The organism is Streptomyces sp. NPDC093260 (assembly GCF_040683715.1).
Taxonomy (GTDB): domain Bacteria; phylum Actinomycetota; class Actinomycetes; order Streptomycetales; family Streptomycetaceae; genus Streptomyces; species Streptomyces sennicomposti.
In genome coordinates this window covers 182,328-204,997 of record NZ_JBFBEK010000014.1, presented here as the reverse complement: position 1 = coordinate 204,997, position 22,670 = coordinate 182,328, and the positions used below count along the sequence as shown (strand labels likewise).

Annotated in this window: 17 protein-coding genes and 1 pseudogene; 12 read left to right on the top strand and 6 right to left on the bottom strand. The window is 72.7% G+C overall.

Annotated features, from left to right (window positions below; all coding sequences use genetic code 11):
• The first annotated feature begins 179 nt into the window (after nt 1-179).
• The 6 genes from AB0N63_RS20090 to AB0N63_RS20065 all read left to right on the top strand — a co-directional run bounded on the left by AB0N63_RS20090 (nt 180) and on the right by AB0N63_RS20065 (nt 8,406).
• Entirely contained in the window at nt 180-1,700 is a 1,521-nt protein-coding gene (locus AB0N63_RS20090) for an aldehyde dehydrogenase family protein (RefSeq protein ID WP_365530330.1), read from the top strand.
• 73 nt (nt 1,701-1,773) lie between these two features.
• Complete coding sequence (locus AB0N63_RS20085) at nt 1,774-3,306, top strand: GMC oxidoreductase (RefSeq protein ID WP_365530329.1); 1,533 nt, start codon at nt 1,774-1,776, stop codon at nt 3,304-3,306.
• Entirely contained in the window at nt 3,303-4,676 is a 1,374-nt protein-coding gene (locus AB0N63_RS20080; RefSeq protein ID WP_365530328.1) for a glycine betaine/L-proline ABC transporter ATP-binding protein, read from the top strand. The genes AB0N63_RS20085 and AB0N63_RS20080 overlap by 4 nt, the downstream gene beginning before the upstream one ends.
• Complete coding sequence (locus AB0N63_RS20075; RefSeq protein ID WP_365530327.1) at nt 4,676-6,634, top strand: ABC transporter permease subunit; 1,959 nt, start codon at nt 4,676-4,678, stop codon at nt 6,632-6,634. The genes AB0N63_RS20080 and AB0N63_RS20075 overlap by 1 nt, the downstream gene beginning before the upstream one ends.
• Nucleotide 6,635: 1 nt before the next feature.
• A complete protein-coding gene (locus AB0N63_RS20070; protein ID WP_365530326.1) occupies nt 6,636-7,592 on the top strand; it encodes an ABC transporter substrate-binding protein in 957 nt (318 codons plus the stop codon).
• 388 nt (nt 7,593-7,980) lie between these two features.
• Nucleotides 7,981-8,406, top strand: a complete 426-nt coding sequence (locus AB0N63_RS20065; RefSeq protein WP_365530325.1) for a hypothetical protein — start codon at nt 7,981-7,983, stop codon at nt 8,404-8,406.
• A gap of 45 nt (nt 8,407-8,451) precedes the next feature.
• On the opposite strand, the gene AB0N63_RS20060 is transcribed toward AB0N63_RS20065, so the two are convergent.
• The gene (locus tag AB0N63_RS20060) at nt 8,452-9,312 is read right to left on the bottom strand and encodes a YihY/virulence factor BrkB family protein (protein WP_365530324.1); all 861 of its coding nucleotides are present in this window, start codon (nt 9,310-9,312) and stop codon (nt 8,452-8,454) included.
• Between the two features lie 245 nt (nt 9,313-9,557).
• Between AB0N63_RS20060 and AB0N63_RS20055 the strand changes: the two genes are divergently transcribed.
• Nucleotides 9,558-9,848, top strand: a complete 291-nt coding sequence (locus AB0N63_RS20055) for a hypothetical protein (RefSeq protein WP_365530323.1) — start codon at nt 9,558-9,560, stop codon at nt 9,846-9,848.
• A gap of 147 nt (nt 9,849-9,995) precedes the next feature.
• On the opposite strand, the gene AB0N63_RS20050 is transcribed toward AB0N63_RS20055, so the two are convergent.
• The 3 genes from AB0N63_RS20050 to AB0N63_RS20040 all read right to left on the bottom strand — a co-directional run bounded on the left by AB0N63_RS20050 (nt 9,996) and on the right by AB0N63_RS20040 (nt 13,902).
• Nucleotides 9,996-10,709, bottom strand: coding sequence for a DUF4232 domain-containing protein (locus AB0N63_RS20050; protein ID WP_365530322.1), 714 nt, complete (start codon nt 10,707-10,709; stop codon nt 9,996-9,998).
• Between the two features lie 200 nt (nt 10,710-10,909).
• On the bottom strand, nt 10,910-12,616 hold the full coding sequence (locus tag AB0N63_RS20045; protein ID WP_365530321.1) for a SpoIIE family protein phosphatase: 1,707 nt from the start codon (nt 12,614-12,616) through the stop codon (nt 10,910-10,912).
• Nucleotides 12,617-13,284: 668 nt separating this feature from the next.
• Nucleotides 13,285-13,902, bottom strand: coding sequence for a TetR/AcrR family transcriptional regulator C-terminal domain-containing protein (locus AB0N63_RS20040; protein WP_365530320.1), 618 nt, complete (start codon nt 13,900-13,902; stop codon nt 13,285-13,287).
• Nucleotides 13,903-13,968: 66 nt separating this feature from the next.
• Between AB0N63_RS20040 and AB0N63_RS20035 the strand changes: the two genes are divergently transcribed.
• Entirely contained in the window at nt 13,969-15,234 is a 1,266-nt protein-coding gene (locus tag AB0N63_RS20035; protein ID WP_365530319.1) for a beta-ketoacyl-[acyl-carrier-protein] synthase family protein, read from the top strand.
• Between the two features lie 451 nt (nt 15,235-15,685).
• The gene (locus AB0N63_RS20030) at nt 15,686-16,672 is read left to right on the top strand and encodes an alpha/beta hydrolase (protein WP_365530318.1); all 987 of its coding nucleotides are present in this window, start codon (nt 15,686-15,688) and stop codon (nt 16,670-16,672) included.
• A 71-nt stretch (nt 16,673-16,743) separates the two neighbouring features.
• Here AB0N63_RS20030 and AB0N63_RS20025 read toward each other — a convergent pair whose 3' ends face one another.
• Nucleotides 16,744-17,625 carry an SDR family NAD(P)-dependent oxidoreductase gene (locus AB0N63_RS20025; protein WP_365530317.1) on the bottom strand — a complete coding sequence of 294 codons (882 nt, stop codon included), beginning with the start codon at nt 17,623-17,625 and terminating at the stop codon, nt 16,744-16,746.
• A 69-nt stretch (nt 17,626-17,694) separates the two neighbouring features.
• Between AB0N63_RS20025 and AB0N63_RS20020 the strand changes: the two genes are divergently transcribed.
• Nucleotides 17,695-18,363 carry a TetR family transcriptional regulator gene (locus AB0N63_RS20020; protein WP_365530316.1) on the top strand — a complete coding sequence of 223 codons (669 nt, stop codon included), beginning with the start codon at nt 17,695-17,697 and terminating at the stop codon, nt 18,361-18,363.
• A 124-nt stretch (nt 18,364-18,487) separates the two neighbouring features.
• Here the strand turns inward: AB0N63_RS20020 and AB0N63_RS20015 are convergent, their stop codons facing one another.
• A complete protein-coding gene (locus AB0N63_RS20015) occupies nt 18,488-19,141 on the bottom strand; it encodes a CatB-related O-acetyltransferase (protein ID WP_365530315.1) in 654 nt (217 codons plus the stop codon).
• A 98-nt stretch (nt 19,142-19,239) separates the two neighbouring features.
• Between AB0N63_RS20015 and AB0N63_RS20010 the strand changes: the two are divergent.
• Nucleotides 19,240-19,604, top strand: a pseudogene (locus AB0N63_RS20010) (helix-turn-helix domain-containing protein).
• Nucleotides 19,605-20,011: 407 nt separating this feature from the next.
• Nucleotides 20,012-22,618: a rifamycin-inactivating phosphotransferase gene (gene rph / locus AB0N63_RS20005; protein WP_365530314.1), complete on the top strand. Its 2,607-nt coding sequence runs from the start codon at nt 20,012-20,014 to the stop codon at nt 22,616-22,618.
• Nucleotides 22,619-22,670 lie beyond the last annotated feature (52 nt).

Sequence of the window (22,670 nt, the reverse complement as noted above, 5' to 3'; positions counted from 1 at the left end):
CAGGCACGCCCCTTCGCAGCCCCTTTCGCCCCTCTTTCGGCCGTCTTCTCAGTGACACCGCGCACTTTCGGTCACCGATTGCGCATGCGATCCACAGGGTCGGGCAGGTGGCCCGGTCCCCGAGCGTGACACGCGTGTGACGCAGGGGAACGGAACAGGAACGGAAGGCTGTACTGATCATGGTGGACAGAACGGAACGACAGGTCCGGGCGACCATCCACGCGGGAGGCGAGTGGCTCGAGGCGAGCTCCGGCGCGACGCGCGAGATCCTCGACCCGGCGGACGCCAGGCCGTTCGCCGTGGTCGCCGAGGGGGACGAGAAGGACGCGGACAAGGCGGTGGCCGCCGCCCGGCAGGCGTTCGACCACGGCCCCTGGCCCCGCACCGCGGTCGCCGAACGTGCCGCGCTGCTGCGCCGCGCCGCGGACCTCCTGGTCCGCGACCGCGAGGAACTCGGCCTGCTGGAGAGCCGCGACGCCGGCAAGACCCTGGAGGAGGGGCGCGTCGACGTCGACTGCGTCGCCGACGCCTTCCGCTACTTCGCCGACCTGGTCGCCGCCGAGGCCCCGGGCCGGGTGGTCGACGCCGGCTCCCCCGACGTCCACAGCGTCGTCGTCCATGAGCCGGTCGGTGTCTGCGCGCTGATCACCCCCTGGAACTACCCGCTCCTCCAGGCCAGTTGGAAGATCGCCCCGGCGCTCGCGGCCGGCAACACCTTCGTGGTCAAGCCGAGCGAGATCACCCCGCTGACCACCGTCGCGCTGATCGAGCTGCTCACCGAGGCCGGGCTGCCCGCCGGGGTCGCCAACATCGTCACCGGCCCCGGTCACACCGTCGGCGCCCGGCTCGCCGAGCACCCCGGCGTCGACCTGGTCTCCTTCACCGGCGGCCTGGCCAGCGGCACCAAGGTCGCCCAGGCGGCCGCCCCCGGCGTGAAGAAGGTCGCACTCGAACTCGGCGGCAAGAACCCCAACGTGGTCTTCGCCGACGTCTGCGCCACCGACGAGGACTTCGACACCGCCGTCGACCAGGCCCTCAACGCCGCTTTCATCCACAGCGGCCAGGTGTGCTCGGCCGGCGCGCGCCTGATCGTCGAGGAGTCCGTCCGCGACCGGTTCGTCGCCGAACTCACCCGCCGCGCCCGGAAGATCAGACTCGGCCGCGGCACGGAGGACGGCGTCGAGTGCGGTCCGCTCGTCTCCGCACAGCAGCGCGCCAAGGTCGAGGCGTACGTCGCGTCCGCGCTGGCCGAGGGCGCGGTGCTGCGCTGCGGCGGCAAGCGGCCCGAACCGTCGGAGCGGCGCCCCGAGTCGGGCTATTTCTACGAGCCGACCGTCCTCGACGCCTGCCACCGCGAGATGAAGGTCGTCCGCGAGGAGGTCTTCGGCCCGGTCCTCACCGTCGAGACCTTCCGCACCGAGGACGAGGCCGTCCGCCTCGCCAACGACACCGAGTACGGTCTCGCGGGCGCCGTGTGGACCACCGACGCCGGCCGGGCCCGCCGTGTCGCCGGCAGGCTGCGGCACGGCACCGTCTGGATCAACGACTTCCACCCCTACCTGCCGCAGGCGGAGTGGGGCGGCTTCGGCAAGAGCGGCACCGGCCGCGAACTGGGTCCCGCCGGGCTCGCCGAGTACCGCGAGTCCAAACACGTCTACCAGAACCTCGCGCCGAAGCCGGTGCGCTGGTTCGCCGGCTGAGCCCCCACTCGCCCAGCCGGCCGACCAGCCGCGACACCCGCTCGTTCTCCCACCCCACAGGAGTAACCACCCCATGCCGGATCACACCCACGAATTCGACTACGTCGTCGTCGGCGGCGGCACCGCAGGTTCCGTCATCGCCTCCCGCCTCACGGAGGACCCGGACGTCACCGTCGCCGTCATCGAGGGCGGCCCGAGCGACGTCGGCCGCGACGACGTCCTCACCCTGCGCCGCTGGATGGGCCTGCTCGGCGGCGACCTGGACTACGACTACCCGACCACCGAACAGCCGCGCGGCAACTCCCACATCCGGCACAGCCGGGCGCGCGTCCTCGGCGGCTGCTCCTCGCACAACACCCTGATCTCCTTCAAGCCGCTCCCCTCCGACTGGGACGAGTGGGAGCGGGCCGGCGCCGAGGGCTGGGGCGCCGTCCCCATGGAGGCCTACTTCGCCCGCCTCAAGAACAACATCGTCCCGGTCGACGAGAAGGACCGCAACGCCATCGCGCGCGACTTCGTCGACGCCGCCCGAGCGGCGCTCGGGGTGCCCCGCGTCGAGGGCTTCAACGAGAAGCCGTTCGCCGAGGGCGTCGGCTTCTTCGACCTCGCCTACCACCCGGAGGACAACAAGCGCTCCTCCGCCTCCGTCGCCTATCTGCACCCGGTGATGGACGAGCGCCCCAACCTCCGTGTCTTCCTGGAGACCTGGGCGTACCGGCTGGAGCTGGACGGGACCCGCGCCGAGGGCGTCCACGTGCGCACCAAGGAGGGCGAGGAACTGCTGGTGCGGGCTCGCCACGAGGTCGTCGTGTGCGCGGGCGCCGTCGACTCCCCGCGGCTGCTGCTGCATTCGGGCATCGGGCCCAGCGCCGAACTGGAGGCCCTGGGCATCCCGGTCGCGCACGATCTGCCGGGCGTCGGCGAGAACCTGCTCGACCATCCCGAGTCGGTGATCGTCTGGGAGACGCACGGCCCGATCCCGGAGAACTCCGCGATGGACTCCGACGCCGGCCTGTTCGTGCGCCGCGACCCCGAACAGCCTGGCCCGGACCTGATGTTCCACTTCTACCAGATCCCGTTCACGGACAACCCCGAGCGCCTCGGCTACGAACGCCCCGCCTACGGCGTGTCGATGACCCCCAACATCCCCAAGCCGAGAAGCCGCGGCCGGCTGTTCCTGACCAGCGCCGACCCGTCGGTGAAACCCGCCCTGGACTTCCGCTACTTCACCGACGAGGAGGACTACGACGCCCGTACCCTCGTCGACGGCCTGCGCATCGCCCGCGAGATAGCCGAGGCGGAGCCACTGGCCGGCTGGCTCAAGCGGGAGGTCTGCCCGGGCCCCGAGGTCGTCGGCGACGCCGAACTGAGCGAGTACGCCCGCAAGGTGGCGCACACCGTCTACCACCCGGCCGGCACCTGCCGGATGGGCGCCGCCGACGACGCGCTGGCCGTGGTCGACCCCCAACTGCGCGTCCGCGGCCTGTCCGGCATCCGCGTCGCCGACGCGTCCGTCTTCCCGACCATGCCCGCCGTGAACCCGATGATCGGGGTGCTCATGGTCGGGGAGAAGGCCGCCGAGCTGATCGGAGGCGAGCGCCGATGACTCTCCCCGTCCCCACCCGCAAGCCCCCCACCGACGCCCCCGTCTTCTCCGTGGACGGCCTGTGGAAGGTGTTCGGCCCCAAGGCCGACCGCGTCCCCGCCGACCCCGGGCTCAGCTCCCTGGACGCCGCCGCGCTGCGCGCGCGCACCGGCTGCACCGCCGCCGTCCGCGATGTCTCCTTCGACGTCCGCAAGGGCGAGGTCTTCGTCGTGATGGGCCTGTCCGGCTCCGGCAAGTCCACCCTCGTGCGCTGTCTGACCCGGCTGATCGAGCCGACGGCCGGCACGATCGCCATCGACGGCGAGGACGTGCGCGCGATGGACAAGGGCCGCCTGCGCGAACTGCGCCGGCACCGCGCCGCCATGGTCTTCCAGCACTTCGGCCTGCTCCCCCACCGCACGGTCCTCGACAACGTCGCCTACGGCCTGGAGATCCAGGGGGTCGGCCGGTCGGAGCGGCGCGAGCGGGCCGCGGAAGTCGTCGCCAAGGTCGGCCTCGGAGGCATGGAGAAACGCCGGCCCGGCCAGCTCTCCGGCGGCCAGCGCCAGCGGGTCGGCCTCGCCCGCGCCCTGGCCGTGGATCCCGAAGTGCTGCTGTTCGACGAGCCGTTCAGCGCCCTCGACCCGCTCATCCGGCGCGACATGCAGGACGAGGTGGTCCGGCTGCACCGTGAGGAGGGCCGCACGATGGTCTTCATCACCCACGACCTCTCCGAGGCCCTCAAGCTCGGCGACCGGATCGCCCTGATGCGCGACGGCCGGGTCGTCCAGTTGGGCACCCCCGAGGAGATCGTCGGCTCCCCCGCCGACGACTACGTCCGCGAGTTCGTCCGGGACGTCCCGCGCGACCAGGTGCTGACGGTCCGTACGGCCATGCGCCCCGCGTCGGCGGCGGACGCGGCCGCCGGTCCCGCGGTCCGCCCCGAGGCCACGGTCGCGGAGGCGATCGAGGCGGTGGCCCGCGCGGGCACCGCGGCCCGGGTCATGGACGCGGGCCGGTGCCTCGGCGTCGTGGACTCCGACACGCTTTTGGGAGTGGTCGCCGGAACGGCCGGGCCGTCGGCCCCGCCAGGCCCCGCCGCCCCGTCCGCCCCCGAGCAGTCGGACGCCATCTCGGCCGCCGGCCAAGCCCATGCGCCCGCCTCCGCGGAAGCCCCTTCGGCGGCCTCCCCCACCGGCACACCTTCGGTGACCTCCACCGCGGAGCCCGGCGCGCCTGATGCCGAACCGGCCTCCGGCGCCGGCGTCCCCGGCGCGGCCTCCGCGGCCGCGGCACCCGGCGCCGGGTCCGACGCGCGTGCCGCCGGAGCCGGGCAGCGACGCGGCCAGGCGTCACCGCCCCCGCGGCGCACGAGTCCGGAGGTGATCTGATGGCCACGCTGTCCGTCACCGCCGCCCGCACCGGCGCTCCCCGCCTGCTGCGCAGCCGGGCCCTCGGCAAGCTGCTCCTGCTGGCCCTGGTCGCCGCCGTCCTCGCCCCCTGGGCCGCCGCCCGCTGGCCCGGCGCCGCCTGGCCGCACGCCCTCACCGTCGACCTGACGAAGCCGCTCGCCTCCGCCGGCGACTGGGTCATCGACAACCGGGACAGCCACCCGCTGTTCCTGTACTTCTTCGGCTACATCAGCAACGCGGTCGTCCTCTCCGTCCGCGCGGTCTATCTGACCCTGCTGGCCGCCGGCTGGACCGGCGTCACGGTCTTCGGCGCCCTCGTCGCCTGGCGCGTGGCCGGGGTACGCCTCGCCGCCGGCACCGCCGCCGCCCTGCTCGCCTGCGGCGTCCTCGGCATGTGGGTGCCGACCATGCAGACCCTCGCGCTCATGGTCGTGGCCGTCCTCGCCTCCGTCGTCCTCGGCACGCTCCTCGGGCTCGCCGCCGGGCTGTCCGACCGCCTGGAGCGGGCTCTGCGCCCCGTCCTGGACACCATGCAGGTGCTCCCGGCCTTCGCCTACCTGCTGCCCGTCGTCCTGGTCTTCGGCATCGGCGTCCCCGCGGCCGTCCTCGCCACCGTCGTGTACGCGGCGCCGCCCATGGCGCGGCTGACCTCGCTCGGCCTGCGTGCCGCCGACCCCGGGGTGATGGAGGCGGTGGAGTCGCTCGGCGCCACCTTCCGGCAGCGGCTGCTGACCGCCCGGCTGCCGCTCGCCCGCAAGGAGATCATGCTGGGCGTCAACCAGACGATCATGATGGCGCTCTCCATGGCCGTGATCGCGTCCATGATCGGCGCCGGTGGTCTGGGCGACCGCGTCTACCAGGCGCTGGCCTCCGTGGACGTGGGCGCCGCACTGGCGGCCGGCATCCCCATCGTGCTGCTCGCCGTCGTGCTCGACCGCGTCACCGCCGCCGTCGGCGAGCGCCTGGGCGAGGGCGCCGGGGCCACGTCGCGGCGGACCGCGGCCCGTTGGCCCGTCCTGGCCGTCGTGACGGCCGCCGCGGTCCTGACCGGCCGGCTCACGGACACCCTGACCTGGCCGGGCGGCTGGGTCGCCGACATCGCCGCGCCGGTGGACACCGCCAAGGACTGGATGGTCGACCACCTCTACAGCGGGGTCCCCGTCGTCGGCGGCACCGCCGACTGGGCCGCCCACTTCACCACCTGGGTGCTGGACCCGATCCGCGACGGCCTCCAGTGGCTGCCCTGGTGGGGGCTGCTCCTCGTCGTCGCCGCGGTGGCCTGGCTGATCGGCACCTGGCGCACCGCGCTCACCGCGACGCTGGCCATGGCGGCGATCGGCGTCCTCGGGGTGTGGAAGCCCTCCCTCGACACTCTCTCCCAGGTGCTGGCCGCGGTGGCCGTCACCCTGGTGATCGGCCTCGCCGCCGCCGTCGCCGCCGCCCGCAGCGCCCGGTGCGAACGGATCCTGCGCCCGGTGCTCGACGTCTGCCAGACCATGCCGCAGTTCGTGTACCTGATCCCGGTCGTGGCGCTGTTCGGCGTCGGCCGGGCCCCCGCGGCGGCCGCCGCCGTGATCTACGCCCTGCCCGCCGTCATCCGCATCGTCGGCCAGGGACTGGGCCAGGTCGACCCGGGTGCGCTGGAGGCGGCGCGCTCGCTGGGCGCCACCGGCGCCCAGCAGCTGTGGCAGGTCCAGTTGCCGCTCGCCCGGCGTGCCCTGCTGCTCGCCGTGAACCAGTGCGTGGTGCTCGTGCTCGCCGTGGTCGTCGTAGGCGGTCTCGTCGGTGGTGGGGCGCTCGGCTACAACGTGGTGTTCGGCCTCGCTCAGGGCGACCTGGCGACCGGTCTGGTGGCGGGTGCGGCCATCGTCTGCCTGGGGCTGATGCTCGACCGGGTGACCCAGCCGACGGAGCGCCGCGCGGGGAAGGGAGCCTGACATGCGTATCCGCACCACCGCCTTGGTCGCGGCCGTCGCCGCGCTGGGACTGACCACCGGCTGCGGCGCCGCCGACATGACCAGGCAGGCCAGCCCGTTCGCCGACGCGCAGGGCTCGAAGACCGTCACCCTGTCCGTGCAGTCCTGGGTGGGCGCGCAGTCCAACGTGGCCGTCGCGCGGTACATCCTGGAACACGAGCTCGGCTACCGCGTCGACACCGTACAGGTAGACGAGGTGCCGGCCTGGGACGCGCTCAGCCAGGGCCGGGTCGACGCCCTCCTGGAGGACTGGGGCCACCCCGACCAGGAAAAACGGTACGTCGAGGACAAGAAGACCATCGCCGACGCCGGCGGACTCGGGGTGACCGGCCACATCGGCTGGTTCGTGCCGACCTACCTGGCCGAGCAGCACCCCGACATCACCGACTGGCGCAACCTCGACAAGTACGCCTCCCTGTTCCGCACCGCGGAGAGCGGCGGCAAGGGCCAGCTGATGGACGGCTCCCCGTCCTACGTCACCAACGACAAGGCCCTGGTGGCCAGTCTGAAGCTGGACTACCAGGTGGTGTTCGCCGGCTCCGAGGCGGCGCAGATCACCCAGATGAAGCAGTTCGCCAAGGAGAAGAAACCCTTCCTGACGTACTGGTACACACCCCAGTGGCTCTCGGAGAAGGTCCCCATGACGGAGGTGAGGCTGCCGCCGTACCACGAGGGCTGTGACGCCGACCCGGCGAAGGTGGCCTGCGCCTACCCGCACACCCCGCTGAAGAAGTTCCTCAACGCGCACTTCGCGCAGTCCGGCGGCAAGGCGGCCGCCTTCCTGAAGAAGTTCCAGTGGACCACCGAGGACCAGAACGAGGTCTCGCTGATGATCGCGGATCAGAAGCTGAGCCCGCAGGACGCGGCCCGCAAGTGGGTGGAGGGCCACCCGGAGGTGTGGAAGCGCTGGCTGTCCTGACCTGACCGCCGCACGGCGGACGGGCTCCGGCCGGAGACCGTGCGCGGCCCGGGCGGGCCGCGCACGGCCGGGCCCGTCCGGGAGGCGGCGCGACGCTGCCGGCGCCGTTCGAAGCAGGGCGAGTGGCCGATGACGGAGATCATTCGGCGAGGCAGACGTCCCAGTGCCTCCACCGCTCTGACGGGCGGCGCCTCCGGGCCGACGGCCGTTTCAATGACCACCTGGTCGGGCTGTCCCGGCCGCCTCGACGGCTGTTACAGGACGAGGACATGACGCCGATGAACGCCCGTCCCTTCCGTGCCGTCCCTATAGCCGACCACGCCGAACGGCATGTAGCTCACTTTCGGCAAGAGCGGGAACTCTCGCCACGGAAAGGGACATACCCGTGATGATTTCAAAGCGTCGCTCTCTGCGCACGGCCCTCATCGGCACGCTGGGGGCCGCCTCCCTCGCCCTCGCCCTCGCGGGCACGGCGACGGCCGCCACCGCGGCCACGCACACCGCGTCGCCCGTGGCCTCGGCGCAGAAGGACCAGGCCGCCAGGGCCGGCATCACCGCCACGCCGTCGACGACGTCGGTCCGGGCCTGGCAGCTGTTCCGGGTCACCGGCAAGACCACCGGCATCAAGGCCGGCGGCAAGGTGACCCTCCAGCAGAAGCAGCACGGCACGTGGGTGTCCCTGCCCGCGTCCGCCCCCGTGTCACGCGGCGGCTCCTACTCGCTGGGCGTCAAGCTCGGCCTCAAGGGCAAGAACGACCTGCGCATCGTCAACGGCACGACGGCCTCACCGGTCTTCGACGTCACCGTCCGCTGACCGCGGCCGCCCGTGGGCGGGCCGGGGGCCTCGGCGCACGTGCGGTCAGGCCGCCGGTCCCGCCTCGGCCGGTTTCGCCAGCTCGACGTTGAACTGAGCGCCGACCAGCAGTGCCAGGTTGGACAGCCAGAGCCAGACGAGGAAGACCACCACACCCGCCAGCGAGCCGTACAGCCGGTGGTAGGTGCTCACATGTGAGGCGTAGACGGTGAATCCCAGGGAGGCGGTCAGCAGGAGGACGATCGCGAGGCCGCCGCCCGGCGCCATCCTGCGCACCGGCCTGGACGCGGCGGGTCCCGAACGGTAGAGCACCAGCACGAGAACCACCCCCACCACGGCCAGGACGAGCCACCGCAGTGCGTCCCACGCGGTCTGCGGCACGGCGCCCAGGTTCATCGCCCGTCCCAGGCGTCCGGCCGCGCTGCCGCTCAGCAACAGCGCGAGGGTGGTGGTGAGCAGCAGGCCGATCAGCACGACCGCGGTGAGGATGATGCGTGGCGCGGTCCGCCACACCGGCCGGTGCGAGCTGACGTGGTGGATGGCGTGCAGGGCCCGGCGGAAGACGCTCAGGTAGCTGCATCCCGACCACAGTGCCCCCACGACGCCGACGACCACCAGCACCCATGCCGCGGACGACTGCCGGGCCATCTCCTGGAGGGCGCCGCGCAGGAGTTCCCGGGAGGCGGCCGGGACCACCTGCGTCATCCGGTCGATCACCTCGGGAGTCGTGGTGGGCATGGTCAGCCCCAGGACCGAGAGGATCACCAGCAGGACGGGGAAGAGGGCCAGGACGGCGTAGTAGGTCAGGGCGGCCGCCCAGTCCGTGACGTCGTCGTTCCAGACGGAGACCGGCGTCCGGCGCAGCGCCGCCCACCAGTGGTGCCGGCGGTCGTCGGTTCCACGCATGTTCGAGCGCCCTCCTCGCGGGCTGGTCGCCGTCCGGCGCCTGGAGACGTTCCGTCCCGGCACCGCCTACCCCGCGCCGGCCCGGCTGATGTCCGGGCCGGTCCGGTGCCGGCCCGCGTGGCCGAGGGCTCGGCCCGGTGACTGTCTCGAAGCGGGGCGTAGAGGTACCCCGGCCGGGTATCCGCTGCCCTGTCGGACAGACGGATGTCGCCGACGACTCCGCTCGGTGGAAGGAGAGACGACGCATGGCGGCCGATGCGAACTCCGGCAGGATCACGGGGAAGGTCCAGGGCAGGGCCATCGTCCTGACAGGCCCCGTCTCGAAGGAGGAGATCCGGAACAAGGTGTGGTGGTGGCAGGTGCCTGATCCCCGGACCGCCAGGGAGCGGGAGGACCGCTCCCACGAGTTCGACCCCTCCGAGAAGAGTGTGATCAACACGCTGGGCGGCTACTACGAGGTCCCCGACGATCCCGGCACGCACGAGGCCGACGAGCTGGTCCAGACGGTGTACACGGAACTCAACCCGGGCCGGTGACGGCCCGTCCCCGGCCCGACTCGCCGAGGACACCGGGTGCCGGGCGGGATGCGCTGGAACCGCTTCCCCGCCCGGCGGGCCGGCCCGCCGCGGCGGGGTCGGCAACCGTCGCACCTACGGCTGCCGTGGTGCCGGAAGGTGGTGGCGTCAGAAGTCGTACGGCTTCTCGGTGTTCCAGTTCAGCACGTCGGCCTCGTTCCAACTGAACTGCGGCTTCCGGCCCTTGGAGTCGACGGAGTAGTACGGGCCGGCGTGGCCGTCCGTGCCGCGCAGTGCGAGGGCGAACGAGCGCGCCGTGTGGTGGCCGGAGCCGTAGTCGAAGAGGTTCACCGCGCTGTACACCTTGTCTCCGGGACGGAGGGTGAGGCGCTTGTCGCCGCCCGGGTTGTCCTTCTTCGAGTGCGGCAGTACGCGGCCGTCGACGTCGTCGCCGAGCTTCACGGCCGGGTACGAGGTGACCCAGCAGGGCTTGGCGCTCTCGTTCGACGCGGTGACCAGCAGGTGGTCGCCCTGCTGACCGGCGAACCGGTGCACCGCGGTGACCAGCAGTTCGTCCCCGCGGCAGGGCTGTGCGCCGGCCGTCGCGCCCGTGCCCGCGGCCTCGCCCCTCCCGCTCGACACGGTCGCCGTGCGCGCTTCCTTCTTGGTGTCAGTGCTGCTGATGGTCCGCGCCGCACCGCCCTTGCCCTCTTCGTGAGCCGCGGACCGGCTCTGCGCGGCGCCGGCGGCGTGGTCGCCGTCACCCGCCGTCTTCGAGCCCTCGCCGGCGCCCCCGCAGGCGGCCAGGCCCAGGGCCAGCGCGGCGGTGACGGCGGCCAGGGCGGCAGAACGGGCAGTACGGCGGGCACGTTGCGTGGTCATGATGAGATCTCCCCCATGGTCGGTCCGGACGCGGCGCCTTTCCCTGCCCCGCAGGGTGACCGGTCACGTCGGCGGTTTCGCTGCACCCCGTGAGATGACGCTCACGCGGGCACTGTTCCCCCGGATATGTCCGTGTTCGGTAACAAGGCGATCGGGCCGGGCGCCCCGTACTGACGCCGGTCGGCGAGCTGTTCGTACGGCTACGCGCCCCTCGGCGGGATCGCGTCGGTGCGCTCGCGCTCGGGTGTGCGCAGGGTCAGGAGAGCGACGTCGTCGAGGCCGGGTGGGCGGACACGGTGCAGGAGCTGGTCGGTGAAGGACGGCAGCGGGCGGTGGGCGAGGGCGGCGGCGTGCTGGCGCAGTCGGTCCAGCCCGTCGTCGATGGTGTCGCCGGGTTTCTCGACGAGGCCGTCGGTGTACAGCACCAGCGTGCTGCCCGGGGGCAGGAGCAGGGTGGCATCGGGACGGGGCGCACGGGCGCCCGTGCCGAGCAGCAGGCCGTGGCCGTCGGTGAGGTAGTGGGCCAGCCCGTCGCGGGTGATGAGCAGGGGCGGAGGGTGGCCGGCGTTGGTCCAGGACAGCTGCCAGTGGCCGTCACGGGTCCGGGCGACCCGGGCGAGGACGAGCGTGGCCATGGTGACGTCGGTGATCGGCATGATCGCCTCGTCCAGGCATTCGACGATCCGGCTCGGGGGCTGCTCCTGGGACCAGGCGTAGGCACGGAGCATGTTGCGCAACTGGGCCATGCCGGCGGCGGCCTCCAGGTCGTGCCCGACGACGTCGCCGACGGCGAGCGCGGTCGCGCCGTCGGGCAGGGCGAAGGCGTCGTACCAGTCGCCGCCGACCTGCGAGGCGTCGGGGGCGGGCAGGTAGCGGGCGGTCATCTGCAGTCCGGGCACATGGGGCATCTGGGGCAGCAGATGGTTCTGCATGGTCTCGGCGACCTTGCGCTGGCGCTGGTAGAGGCGGGCGTTGTCCAGGGCCAGGCCGGCACGGCGGGCGATGTCCTCCAGCAGGGGCAGGTCGGCGACGGTGAAGGCGTCCTGACCCCTGGCCCGGCCGAGGGTGAGGGCGCCCAGGACGTCGCGGGTGCTGCGGATGGGGGCGATGGCCGCGGAGTGGATGCCGGTGGTCTCGAACAGGCGGTGTTGCTCGGCTGTGATGCCGGAGTCCGGAGTGCCCTGGTAGATGTCGGGGCCGGCCAGAGCGGACGCGACGCCCCGCAGCGCCTTCGACAGGGGCATCATGGACTGCTCCGGGACGGGCGGCATGGGCCCTTCCAGATCAGCGTGGTGGACCAGGGTGTCGCCCACCGCCTGGACCACGGCGGTGCGCCAGACCTCGTCGCGTTCGGTGATCAGGTCGACGACGGCCCAGTCCGCCAGGCGCGGCAGGACCAGGCCCACCAGCCGGTGCAGTGCCTCCTCGACGTCGAACGTGGACGTCAAGCGGGTGGTGGTCTCGGCGAGCAGGGCGAGCCGGTCGAAAGCGGTCAGCGTTCTGGCGCCCTGCTGAGGACGTGGTCCGGCGCCGGGTGCCTGTCCGCGCGAGTGGAAGACGACGAGCGTGCCGGTGCGCCGGTCGCCGACGACGTACGGGGCGATCATCCAGGAGACGGAGAGCAGGGAACCGTCGGCGCGCTCGAAGTGCTCGTCGCCGCCCTGCGCGGGGCTCCCGGCGTGGAACGCCTGCCGCATCCCGCACTGCGTCGTGGGCATCTGCTGTCCTTGCGGCCCGCGGTGCAGCAGGTCGTGGGCGTCCTGTCCCAGGAGGTCCTCGACGGGACGGCCCAGCAGGTCCTCGGCGCGTCGGTTGGCGGCGACGATGCGGCCCTGCGCGTCCACGACGTAGGCTCCGGCCCCGATGGCCTCCAGCGCCGGGACGAGGTGGGGGCAGGGCGCTGCCACGGACTGTTCCCACGCGCCCTGCGTGTTCTCCGGTGCCACCGTGTCCTCGCCTTCCTGGAGATCCGGCTTCCCGTCCTCGACCGCTTCTTCGTGTGTACGGACACCCGGTGAAAAGATATGCCGAAGGGCAGTGCGCCGGCCTCTTCTCATGTCCGGTGCTGCCGGGTGCCGTCAGGGGAGGAACTCTCCCGTGGCGGTGCGAGTCCTTTTCCGAGAGCCGGGGGAAGGAGAGGTCCGCCGGTGTTCGAAGGCTCTGCCCGCGGCGCACCCGGCCTGCTCGGTCCTCACTTCTGCCTTCTCTGGGAGATCATGACCCAGGCCCTCCGGGGATCACGTGTTCGTACTGTGCGGCAAGACCGGCTGATTCCCCGCTTCACCCCTCACAAACGAGAGACGCGCCGTGAGGGGGAACGTACAACGCTGCTCGCGCACCGCGACCCCCGCGCCCGCCGTCCCGTGGCGGGGGGGCACCGGTGCTCGCTCTGACGGGCAGGAACCCCGAGGCGGACGGGCAGGAATCCCGAGGCGGACACCCCAGCGGCGCCATGCCCCCGGGCGACGGCGCCGGCCTCCGACTCGACTCCCGCGCGACGGACTCCCACGGCAGGGGGCACTCATGACCGGTGGTCGGCGGCCCGATGCCGCACCGCCTGCCCTCCCCGGGCTCCTCAGGCGTGCGCGGAGTCGTCGTGGATGGTCAGCGCTCCGGCGAGGTCGAGGTCGGCGACGGTGCCGTGCGCCCCGGCACGGACGAGCAGCACCGCTCCGAGCGCGGTGCTCCAGAACGTCCTGGCCTCCACGTCGAGCGGTCGACGCGCCCTCCAGCCGCGACCGTCGACGAGTTGCCCGACGAAGTGTTCGGACTGCCGGAACAGCAGCTGGAGATGCCGGTCGACCACGGGGGCGAGTTCGGGCCTGGAGATCCCGGCGGCGAGCGCTCGCGCGACCGACGGGAGGGAGGGCATGGCCAGGACGGCGCGGGCGACGTTGCGCCGGAACGTCGCCGCGTCGAGGGCCTGGCGGCCGATGCGCTCGATCCGCCGGGCGTCGTGCAGCAGGCCGAGGAAGGCGGCGTGCACGAGCAGCGAGTCCTTGGAGCCGAAGTAGTAGGTGACCTGATTGGGGAAGACGCCTGCCGCGTCCGCGATCTCCGCGACGCTCAGCTCGGCGCCGGGCCGCTCCTTGCAGAGCCGTGCGGTCGCCTCGATCAGCCGGCGCCTCGTGGCGCGGCCTCGGTCACGGGAGCGGGACGACGTCGCCCGGGCTTCGGTTCGCTTCTTCTCCACGCCGTAATTGTATGTGATACAACAGGGCCTGTTGTCTTGTATCGCATACAAGAAAGGTTGAAGGGCATGCACCGTACTGAGGTCGTCGTGACCGGACTCGGCGCGATCACACCGCTCGGGGCGGACGTGGCGTCCACCTGGGACGCCTTGCTCGCCGGCGAGTCCGGCATCCGCGGCGGCGTCCTGCGCGACCATCAGGACAGCGGCCTTCCCGACACCGTCGCGGGGACGATGGCGGTCGACCCCGCCGAGTCGCTGCCCCCGGTGCGGGCCAGGCGGCTCGACCGCTCGCAACAGGCGGCCCTCGTCGCGGCGGCCGAAGCCTGGGCCGACGCGGGCGCCCCGCGGGTGGACCCGGAACGGCTCGCATCGGCGATCGGCACGGGCATCGGCGGCGTACGGACGCTGCTGAAGGAGGACGACGTGCTGGAGGCGGCGGGGATGCGCCGCGTCTCGCCGCGCACGGTTCCCATGCTCATGCCCAATGCGGCGGCGGCGCTGGTCAGCATCGAATACGGTGCGCGGGCCGGGGTCTACACGCCCGTCTCGGCATGCTCCTCCGGCGCCGAGGCGATCGCCCTGGGGGCCAGGCTCATCCGTGCGGGCGAGGCGGACGTGGTCATCGCCGGCGGGACCGAGGCCGCGATCACGCCGATCACCGTCGCGGGCTTCGCCCAGGCACAGGCGCTGTCGCGGCACACCGCCGAACCCGCCTCGGCGTCCCGTCCGTTCGCCGCCGACCGCAGCGGATTCGTCCTCAGTGAAGGCGCCGCCGTCGTGGTGCTCGAAAGCGCCGCGCATGCCGCCGCCCGAGGCGCGCACGTCCACGCGGTACTCGCGGGCGCCGGTGTGGCGGCCGACGCCCATCACATCACGGCGCCCGCGCCCGACGGAGCCGGTCAGATCTCCGCCATGCGAAAGGCGCTCGTGCAGGCCGACTTGACGCCCGCCCAGATCGGCCACATCAACGCCCACGCCACCGGCACCCCCGTCGGCGACGTCGCCGAGGCACACGCGATCCGGGAGGTCTTCGGCCACGCCACCGTGACGGCGCCCAAAGCGGCGCTCGGCCATCTCTTCGGCGCGGCCGGCGCGGTCGAGGCGCTCATCGCCGTCCTCAGCGTGGAGCACGGCGTCATCCCGCCGACCCGCAACCTCACCGCGGCCGGCGTCGGAGCCGACATCGCTCTCGATGTCGTCGCAGAGCGACGGGACGTGCCCCAGGAGGCCGTGCTCAGCAATTCCTTCGGGTTCGGCGGACAGAACGTCTCACTCATCGTCACCGGTGCACGGCACCACGCGTCATCGCTCGCGGCGTCGACGGCACCATGACCCGGGCGAAGGCGCCATGGTCCGTGTCGTCCGTGGACCGTCCGTGCCGGATCCCGCGCCGGCGTCCGCTCGGCATCGCCCATGGGGGCGGTGCGCGGGGGCGGCGCAGGAGCGGGTCGTGACAGGGTCGATACGGCCGCCGCCGCCTCACTCGTCGTGCCGGGTGACGATCGGCTCCTGGGCCATGGCAGCCGGCGCTCCGCGCCAGACGCGCAGCCGTCACCGACTCGCCCGTGGTCGGCCCCGGCGCTCGGACGTCAGCGGTCACCGGCGTCCCGACGGGCACGGTCGGCCCGCGGCCGTCCGTCATCGGCTTTCCCGCGCCTTCCCACCGTGCCGCCCCGCCGCTCTGCCCTGCGGAGTTGCCGGAACGGCAAAGCCGATCGCGTCGGGCGGGTGGCGCGCATCATGATCGGCGGTAGCCGCGTCCGCCGCGAACCGAGGAGAAGCCATGCAGCCCGCGCCGACCGCTGAGCTCCGCCACCGCACCGTCCAAGCACCTGCCGGTCGCCTGCACCTCGTCGAACAGGGCACCGGCCCGCTGGTCCTGCTCGTGCACGGCTTCCCCGAGTCCTGGTACTCCTGGCGCCGCCAGCTCCCGGCCCTCGCCGCGGCCGGCTACCGGGCGGCGGCGATCGATGTGCGCGGTTACGGCCGTTCCTCCAAGCCGGCGGCGACCGACGCCTACCGGATGCTCGACCTGGTGGAGGACAACGTGGCCGTGGTGCGCGCCCTCGGCGAGGAGAGCGCGGTGGTCGTCGGCCACGACTGGGGCTCCAACATCGCCGCCGCCTCCGCCCTGCTCCACCCCGGGGTCTTCCGCGCGGTCGGCCTGCTGAGCGTCCCCTACGCGCCGCCCGGCGGCCCCCGTCCCACCGACGTCTTCGGCCGGATCGGCGGCCCCGAGCAGGAGTTCTACGTCTCCTACTTCCAGGAGCCCGGCCGCGCCGAGGCGGAGATCGAGCCCGACGTCCGGGGCTGGCTCGCGGGCTTCTACGCGGCCCTGTCCGCCGACACCATGCCTGCCCAGGGCGAGCCCGACCCGCATTTCGTCGCCCGCGGCGGCCGGCTGCGCGACCGCTTCCCCACGGAAGTCCTCCCGGCCTGGCTGAGCGAGGACGCCCTCGACGTCTACGCCGGGGAGTTCGAGCGCACGGGCGTCACCGGCGCGCTCAACCGTTACCGCAACATGGACCGGGACTGGGAAGACCTCGCCCCGTACCACGGCGCCCCGGTCCAGCAGCCGTCCCTGTTCATCGGCGGCGCCCTGGACGCCTCCACCACCTGGATGTCCGACGCCATCGACGCCTACCCCACCACCCTCCCCGGCCTGTCGGCCTCCCACCTCTTGGACGGCTGCGGCCACTGGATCCAGCAGGAGCGCCCCGACGAGGTCAACCGTCTGCTGATCGACTGGCTCGCCACCCTCCGGGGCTGATCCGGACGGACCCCGGCGCCGGCCTCCCCGCCTTCCGCCGGCGAACCGCATGCCGGTTCTCGCGCGCGTCGTCACGGACGCTGTTCGGGCGGCAGTTCCGCGGGGTAGGGCTCGGCGAAGTCCGCCGAACGGCTCACCTTCTCCCAGGCGGTCGCCTCCGCGAGCTGGCGGCGGGAGTGGTCCAGGGCCATGGTCGCGGCGTTCACGCCGAGCAGGAGGTGGCCGGGGACCTGTTCGCGGCCCACGGTCCGCACGATGATCTCGGCGGCGCGGCGGGGGTCCCCGGCCGCGCCGTCCGTGCTCTGCCGCACGCGCCGGTTCATCTCGCCCACGGTCTGGTCGTAGGCGTCCGGGACGGTGTGGACCGTCATGGACGAGCCGGCCCAGTCGGTGGCGAAGCCGCTCGGCTCGACCACCATGACCCGCACGCCGAACGGTGCGGTCTCCGCGGCCAGCACCCGGCTGAAGCCGTCGACCGCGAACTTGGCCGCCTGGTAGGAGGCGATGCCCGGCGATCCGCCGACCCGGCCTCCGACGGAGGAGATCTGCACGACGGTGCCCGATCCCTGGCGGCGCAGGGTGGGGAGCGCGGCCTTCGTGACGTTGTAGACGCCCCAGAAGTTCGTCTCGAACTGGGCGCGGACGTCGTCGTCCTCCGCCGTCTCGATGGGCGACACGTTCGCGTAGCCCGCGTTGTTCACGAGGACGTCGACGCGTCCGAAGCGTGCGACCGCCGCGCCGACGGCCGCGCGGGCCGCCTCGGGGCTGGTGACGTCCAGGGCGAGGGGGAGGACACGGTCGCCGTACTCGCCGAACTCCTTCGCCACCGCCTCGGGACGGCGGGCCGTGGCGACGACGCGGGCGCCGGCCTCCAGGGCGGCGGCGGCCAGGGCGCGGCCGAGGCCGCGCGACGAACCGGTGATGAACCAGACCTGCGGGTGTTCTGCACTCATGCACTTAGTACAACACCGTTCTCTTAATAGCGCAACGTCGTTGTGCTACCGATTCCTATGATGTCCTCCATGAGTGAGGCAGGCTTTCAGCGGGCGCGCAGTGCGGCGGCCAAACAGGCCCGTGAACAGGCGATCCTGGACGCGGCCCGCGCACTCGGCCGCCGTCATGGGGTGCGGGACGTCACCCTCACCGACATCGCGGCCGCCGTGGGCATGCACAAGTCGGCGCTGCTGCGCTACTTCGAGACGAGGGAGCAGATCTTCCTCGAACTGACCGCGGAGGGCTGGCGGCAGTGGTCCGCCGACCTGTGCGGCGACCTGACGGGCCGGGCGCGGGCCACCGCCGCCGAGGTCGCCGGGGTCGTCAGCGGCACGCTCGCGGCACGCCCGATGTTCTGCGACCTGCTGGCCCAGGCGCCCCTGAACCTGGAGAGGAACGTGTCGATCGAGTCGGTACGGTCCTTCAAGCTGGTGACGCTCGGGGAGGTCGAGCGGATCGGCGGGGAACTGCACCGCCTGCTCGGCCTGACCGAGCTGCAGGCCGTCGACATGATCGCCACGGCGACCGGCATGGCGGGGGCGCTGTGGCAGATGGCCACCCCGGGGCCGCGCCTGCGGGAGCTGTACGCGAGCGATCCCCGGCTCGCGCATGCCGCGGTCGAGGTGGAACCCCGCCTCACCCGCGTCCTCACCGCCTACCTCACCGGCCTCGCCGCCGAGACCCCGGCGGCCACCTGAACCCGACCTGATGGCGCGTGGTCGCCGGCACGCGCCCCGGGTCGCCCGGACGGGCCGGCCCGTCAGTCGGCGAGGCCGCCGTTGCTCCGCAGGGCGGTGCGGGCGGTGGGGCGAAGGGGTGGCGTCAGGAGCGGTTGATCCGTGCGGCGGCCTCCTCCAGGTCGGCGACGGTTCCCGACATGATCGTCCGTACGTGCCCGGTGATGTGCTCCACGGGCCAGTCCCACCACGCCACGGCGAGGAGCCGGGCGATGTCCGCGGCGTCGTAGCGGGTGCGGATGAGCCGGGCGGGGTTGCCGCCGACGATGCCGTAGTCGGGGACGTCGTGGGTGACCACGGCGCCGGCGGCGACGATCGCGCCGTGACCGATGCGCACACCGGGCATGACAGTGGCGCCGTGACCGAACCACACGTCGTTGCCGACGACCGTGTCGCCCCGGCCGGGCAGGTCGCTGATCAGGTCGAAGTGCTCCGCCCAGGAGCCGCCCATGGTGGGGAACGGGAAGGTGGAAGGGCCGTCCATGCGGTGGTTGGCGCCGTTCATGATGAAACGGGTGCCCGTCCCCAGCGCGCAGTACCTGCCGATGACGAGCCGCTCGGGACCGTAGTGGTACAGGACGTTGCGCGTCTCGAACGCCGTCGGGTCGTCCGGGTCGTCGTAGTAGGAGAAGTCACCGACCTCGATCAGAGGTGACTTCACCAGCGGCTTGAGCAGCACCACGCGTGGGTGTTGGGGCATCGGGTGGAGCACGGTGGGGTCGGCGGGAACGGGCGGCATCTGGAGGCGGTTCCTCTCTGGCGATCCTAGAGCGACAACTGTCGCGTTAAGATGCTGGCACAGCCCTGTCGCGTCGATCAACCGGATACTGATTGCCGATGACAGGACCGGAACCACGGCACCGGAACACGACACCGGACCGCTGTCCGGGCGGTCGCACCGCCCGCGTCCGCGCCCAGGTTCTCCGTGGTGCGCGCGGAACTCGCTGAAAGAGGTCACCGAGGACTCACGACGGAGGGTGTCGCGGCGCGGGCCGGAGTGCAGCGCGCCACGGTCCACCGGGCGCTGGCGTGATGTCGGCGGCCTGCTGGTCGCCGCCACGGCGCCGCTCTACCGCCAACTGGTGCTGCTGCGTGCCGATGGGGACCCTCGGCTCCCGGAACGCGCCGCGCGGGTGGCGGTCCTGGCGGCTGCCGCGGGCGCCTTCTCCGTCCGTCGGGAAGAGACCTGCGCACCGTGCTGACGCCGCTGAGGACTTCTGCCAGGCACTTGAACGCCCGCGGTCATCCGGCGGATTCCGCCTCGTCCGCGGGCTGACGGGATGTGCGCACAAGGAAAGAGGCAAGGAGTGCACTCTCCTCGCCACTCTCAACTTATAGCGCACCTGGGGGCTTGCGGCAAGGCCCCGGGTGTGACGCAGAATCGGCGGTCATGGCCACGACCTGCGAAGACGAGGGACGACGTGCGTGATGCATGGTGGACGTACGGGCGACGCGAGGACGTCGCACCGGCGAGGGGACTCGCGGTACGGGAGGGAAAGCAGCCCTGGACGAGGACCTACGACGCGGCAGGAGGCGCGGCCGAGGAGGGGCCGGTCATGCGATCGGCCGCCGCGGTGCGACGGGGCGCGGCTGTCGTGGAGGTACCGCGGTGACCGAGCAGTACGTGGTGGATCTGCGGGAGGTCGACGCGACCGACGTTCCGGTCGTCGGCGGCAAGGCCGCGCAGCTGGGGGCGCTGTCGAGGATCGGCGGGGTCCGCGTGCCGGGCGGTTTCTGTGTGACGACGGATGCCTTCCGGTGGATCACGGCGCAAACGCCGTCGCTCGACGAGCGGCTCGACGAGCTGGCGCGCTCGGACCCGGACGACCGGGAGGCGATCCGCACCCTGAGTGACCGGATCCGCCGGACCATCGAGGAGACCGCCGTCCCGGCCGATCTGGCGGCGGCGGTCACCCGAGCGCTCGCCCGGCTCGGCGAGCACGTCGGGTGTGCCGTCCGGTCCAGCGCCACGGCGGAGGACCTGCCCACCGCCTCCTTCGCCGGACAGCACGACTCGTACCTGAACGTCGTGGGACCGACGGCGGTCCTCCAGCACATCAGCAGGTGCTGGGCCTCCCTGTTCACCGAGCGGGCCGTGACCTACCGTCAGCGCAACGGCGTCGATCACCGTACGGTCCGCATGGCCGTGGTGGTGCAGCGGATGGTCTTCCCACAGGCGGCCGGCGTCCTGTTCACCGCGGACCCCGTCACGGGCGACCGGAAGGTCGCCACCGTGGACGCCGGCCTCGGCCTCGGTGAGGCACTGGTCTCCGGCCTGGTGAACCCCGACGTCTTCAAGGTGCGGCACGGCGAAGTCGTCTCCAGGACGATCGCCGCGAAGCAGCGGGCCGTTCACGCCCTGCCGTCCGGCGGTACGCGCGCGATGGTGATCGACGCGCGACGGCGGGAGCGGCCGGCGCTGACGGATGCGCAGGCCGTGCGGCTCGTGGAGCTCGGGCGGCGGATCGAGGCGCACCTCGGCTCTCCTCAGGACATCGAGTGGTGCCTGGCCGGCGACGGCTTCCACATCGTGCAGAGCCGGCCGATCACGACGTTGTTCCCCGTACCGGAGGCGCCCGACGAGGAGCATCACGTCTACGTGTCCGTCGGCCACCAGCAGATGATGACCGACCCCATGAAGCCGCTGGGGCTGTCCATGTGGCGGCTGACGGCCATGACGCCGATGCACGAGGCCGGCGGCCGGCTGTTCGTCGACGTCACCCGGCGGCTGGCCTCGCCCGCGAGCCGCGCCGGCCTCCTGGACGTCATCGGGAGGGGCGATCCGCTGGTCAGGGACGCCCTGGAGACCGTCCTCGACCGCGACGGTTTCGTCCCGTCCCTCCCGGACACGGGCCCCGGCGGGGCCCCGGCCGGGGGCGCCGGCGGCGCGCCCGCCCCGGTCGCGACCGACCCCGCCGTCGTGGCCGAGCTGACCGAGCGCAGCCGGGCGTCCGTCGCCGCCCTGGAGCGCGACATCCGGACGAAGACCGGACCGGCGCTGTTCGATTTCCTGCTGGAGGCCTTCGAGGAGCACAAGCGGGTCCTCAGCGATCCGCTGAGCATCCAAGTGATCATGGCGGGCATGGAGGCCACGTGGTGGCTGGGCGACCGGCTGGAGGAGTGGCTGGGCGAGAAGAACGCGGCCGACACGCTCACCCTGTCCGCCCCCGGCAACGTCACCTCGGAGATGGGCCTGGCGCTGCTCGACGTCGCGGACGTCATCCGTCCGTACCCGGAAGTGGTGGCGTTCCTGCGGGAGACCCGGGACGAGGACTTCCTCGACGCGCTGGCCGGCCTCACGGGCGGACGGGAGGCGCGTGACGCCATCGAGGCCTATCTCGACCGCTACGGCATGCGCTGCGCCGGAGAGATCGACATCACCCGGCCGCGGTGGCGCGAGCGCCCCCTCACGCTCGTGCCCGCGATCCTCGACAACGTCAGGAACTTCGCACCGGGCGCCGCCGCGCGGCGTTTCGAGCAGGGGCGGCAGCGGGCCCGGGAGAAGGAGCGGGACGTGCTGTCGCGGCTGCGGGCCCTGCCGGACGGGGAGCGCAAGGCCGACGAGACCAAGCGGATGATCGAGCGGGTCCGGACCTTCATCGGGTACCGCGAATACCCGAAGTACGGCATCGTCAGCCGTTACTTCGTCTACAAGCGGGCCCTGCTGGAGGAGGCCGAGCGCCTCGCGCGGGCCGGTGTGCTCCGGGAGGCGGAGGACGTCTTCTACCTCACGTTCCAGGAATTCCACGACGTCGTGCGCACCCACCGGGTGGATCACCGGCTCATCCGGCGACGTATGGACGAGTTCCGGTCGTTCCAGGCGCTGACGCCTCCCCGGGTCCTCACCTCGGACGGCGAGGCCGTCACCGGTGCGTACCGGCGCGACGACGTGCCGGACGGCGCCCTGGTCGGTCTGCCGGTGTCCGCCGGGACCGTCGAGGGACGGGCGCGCGTGGTGCTCGACCCGGCCGAGGCCGACCTCGAAGCGGGCGACATCCTGGTCACGACGTTCACGGACCCCAGTTGGTCGCCGCTGTTCGTCGGGATCGCGGGCCTGGTGACGGAGGTGGGCGGCCTGATGACCCATGGCGCGGTCATCGCACGGGAGTACGGCCTGCCGGCCGTCGTGGGCGTGGAGCGGGCCACCCGGCTGATCCGGGACGGGCAGCGCGTCCGCGTGCGCGGGACCGACGGGTATGTCGAGGTCCTGGCGTGACCCGCGTCCTGGCGTGACCCGCGTCCTCATGTGACCGGCCGCCGCGCGCGGT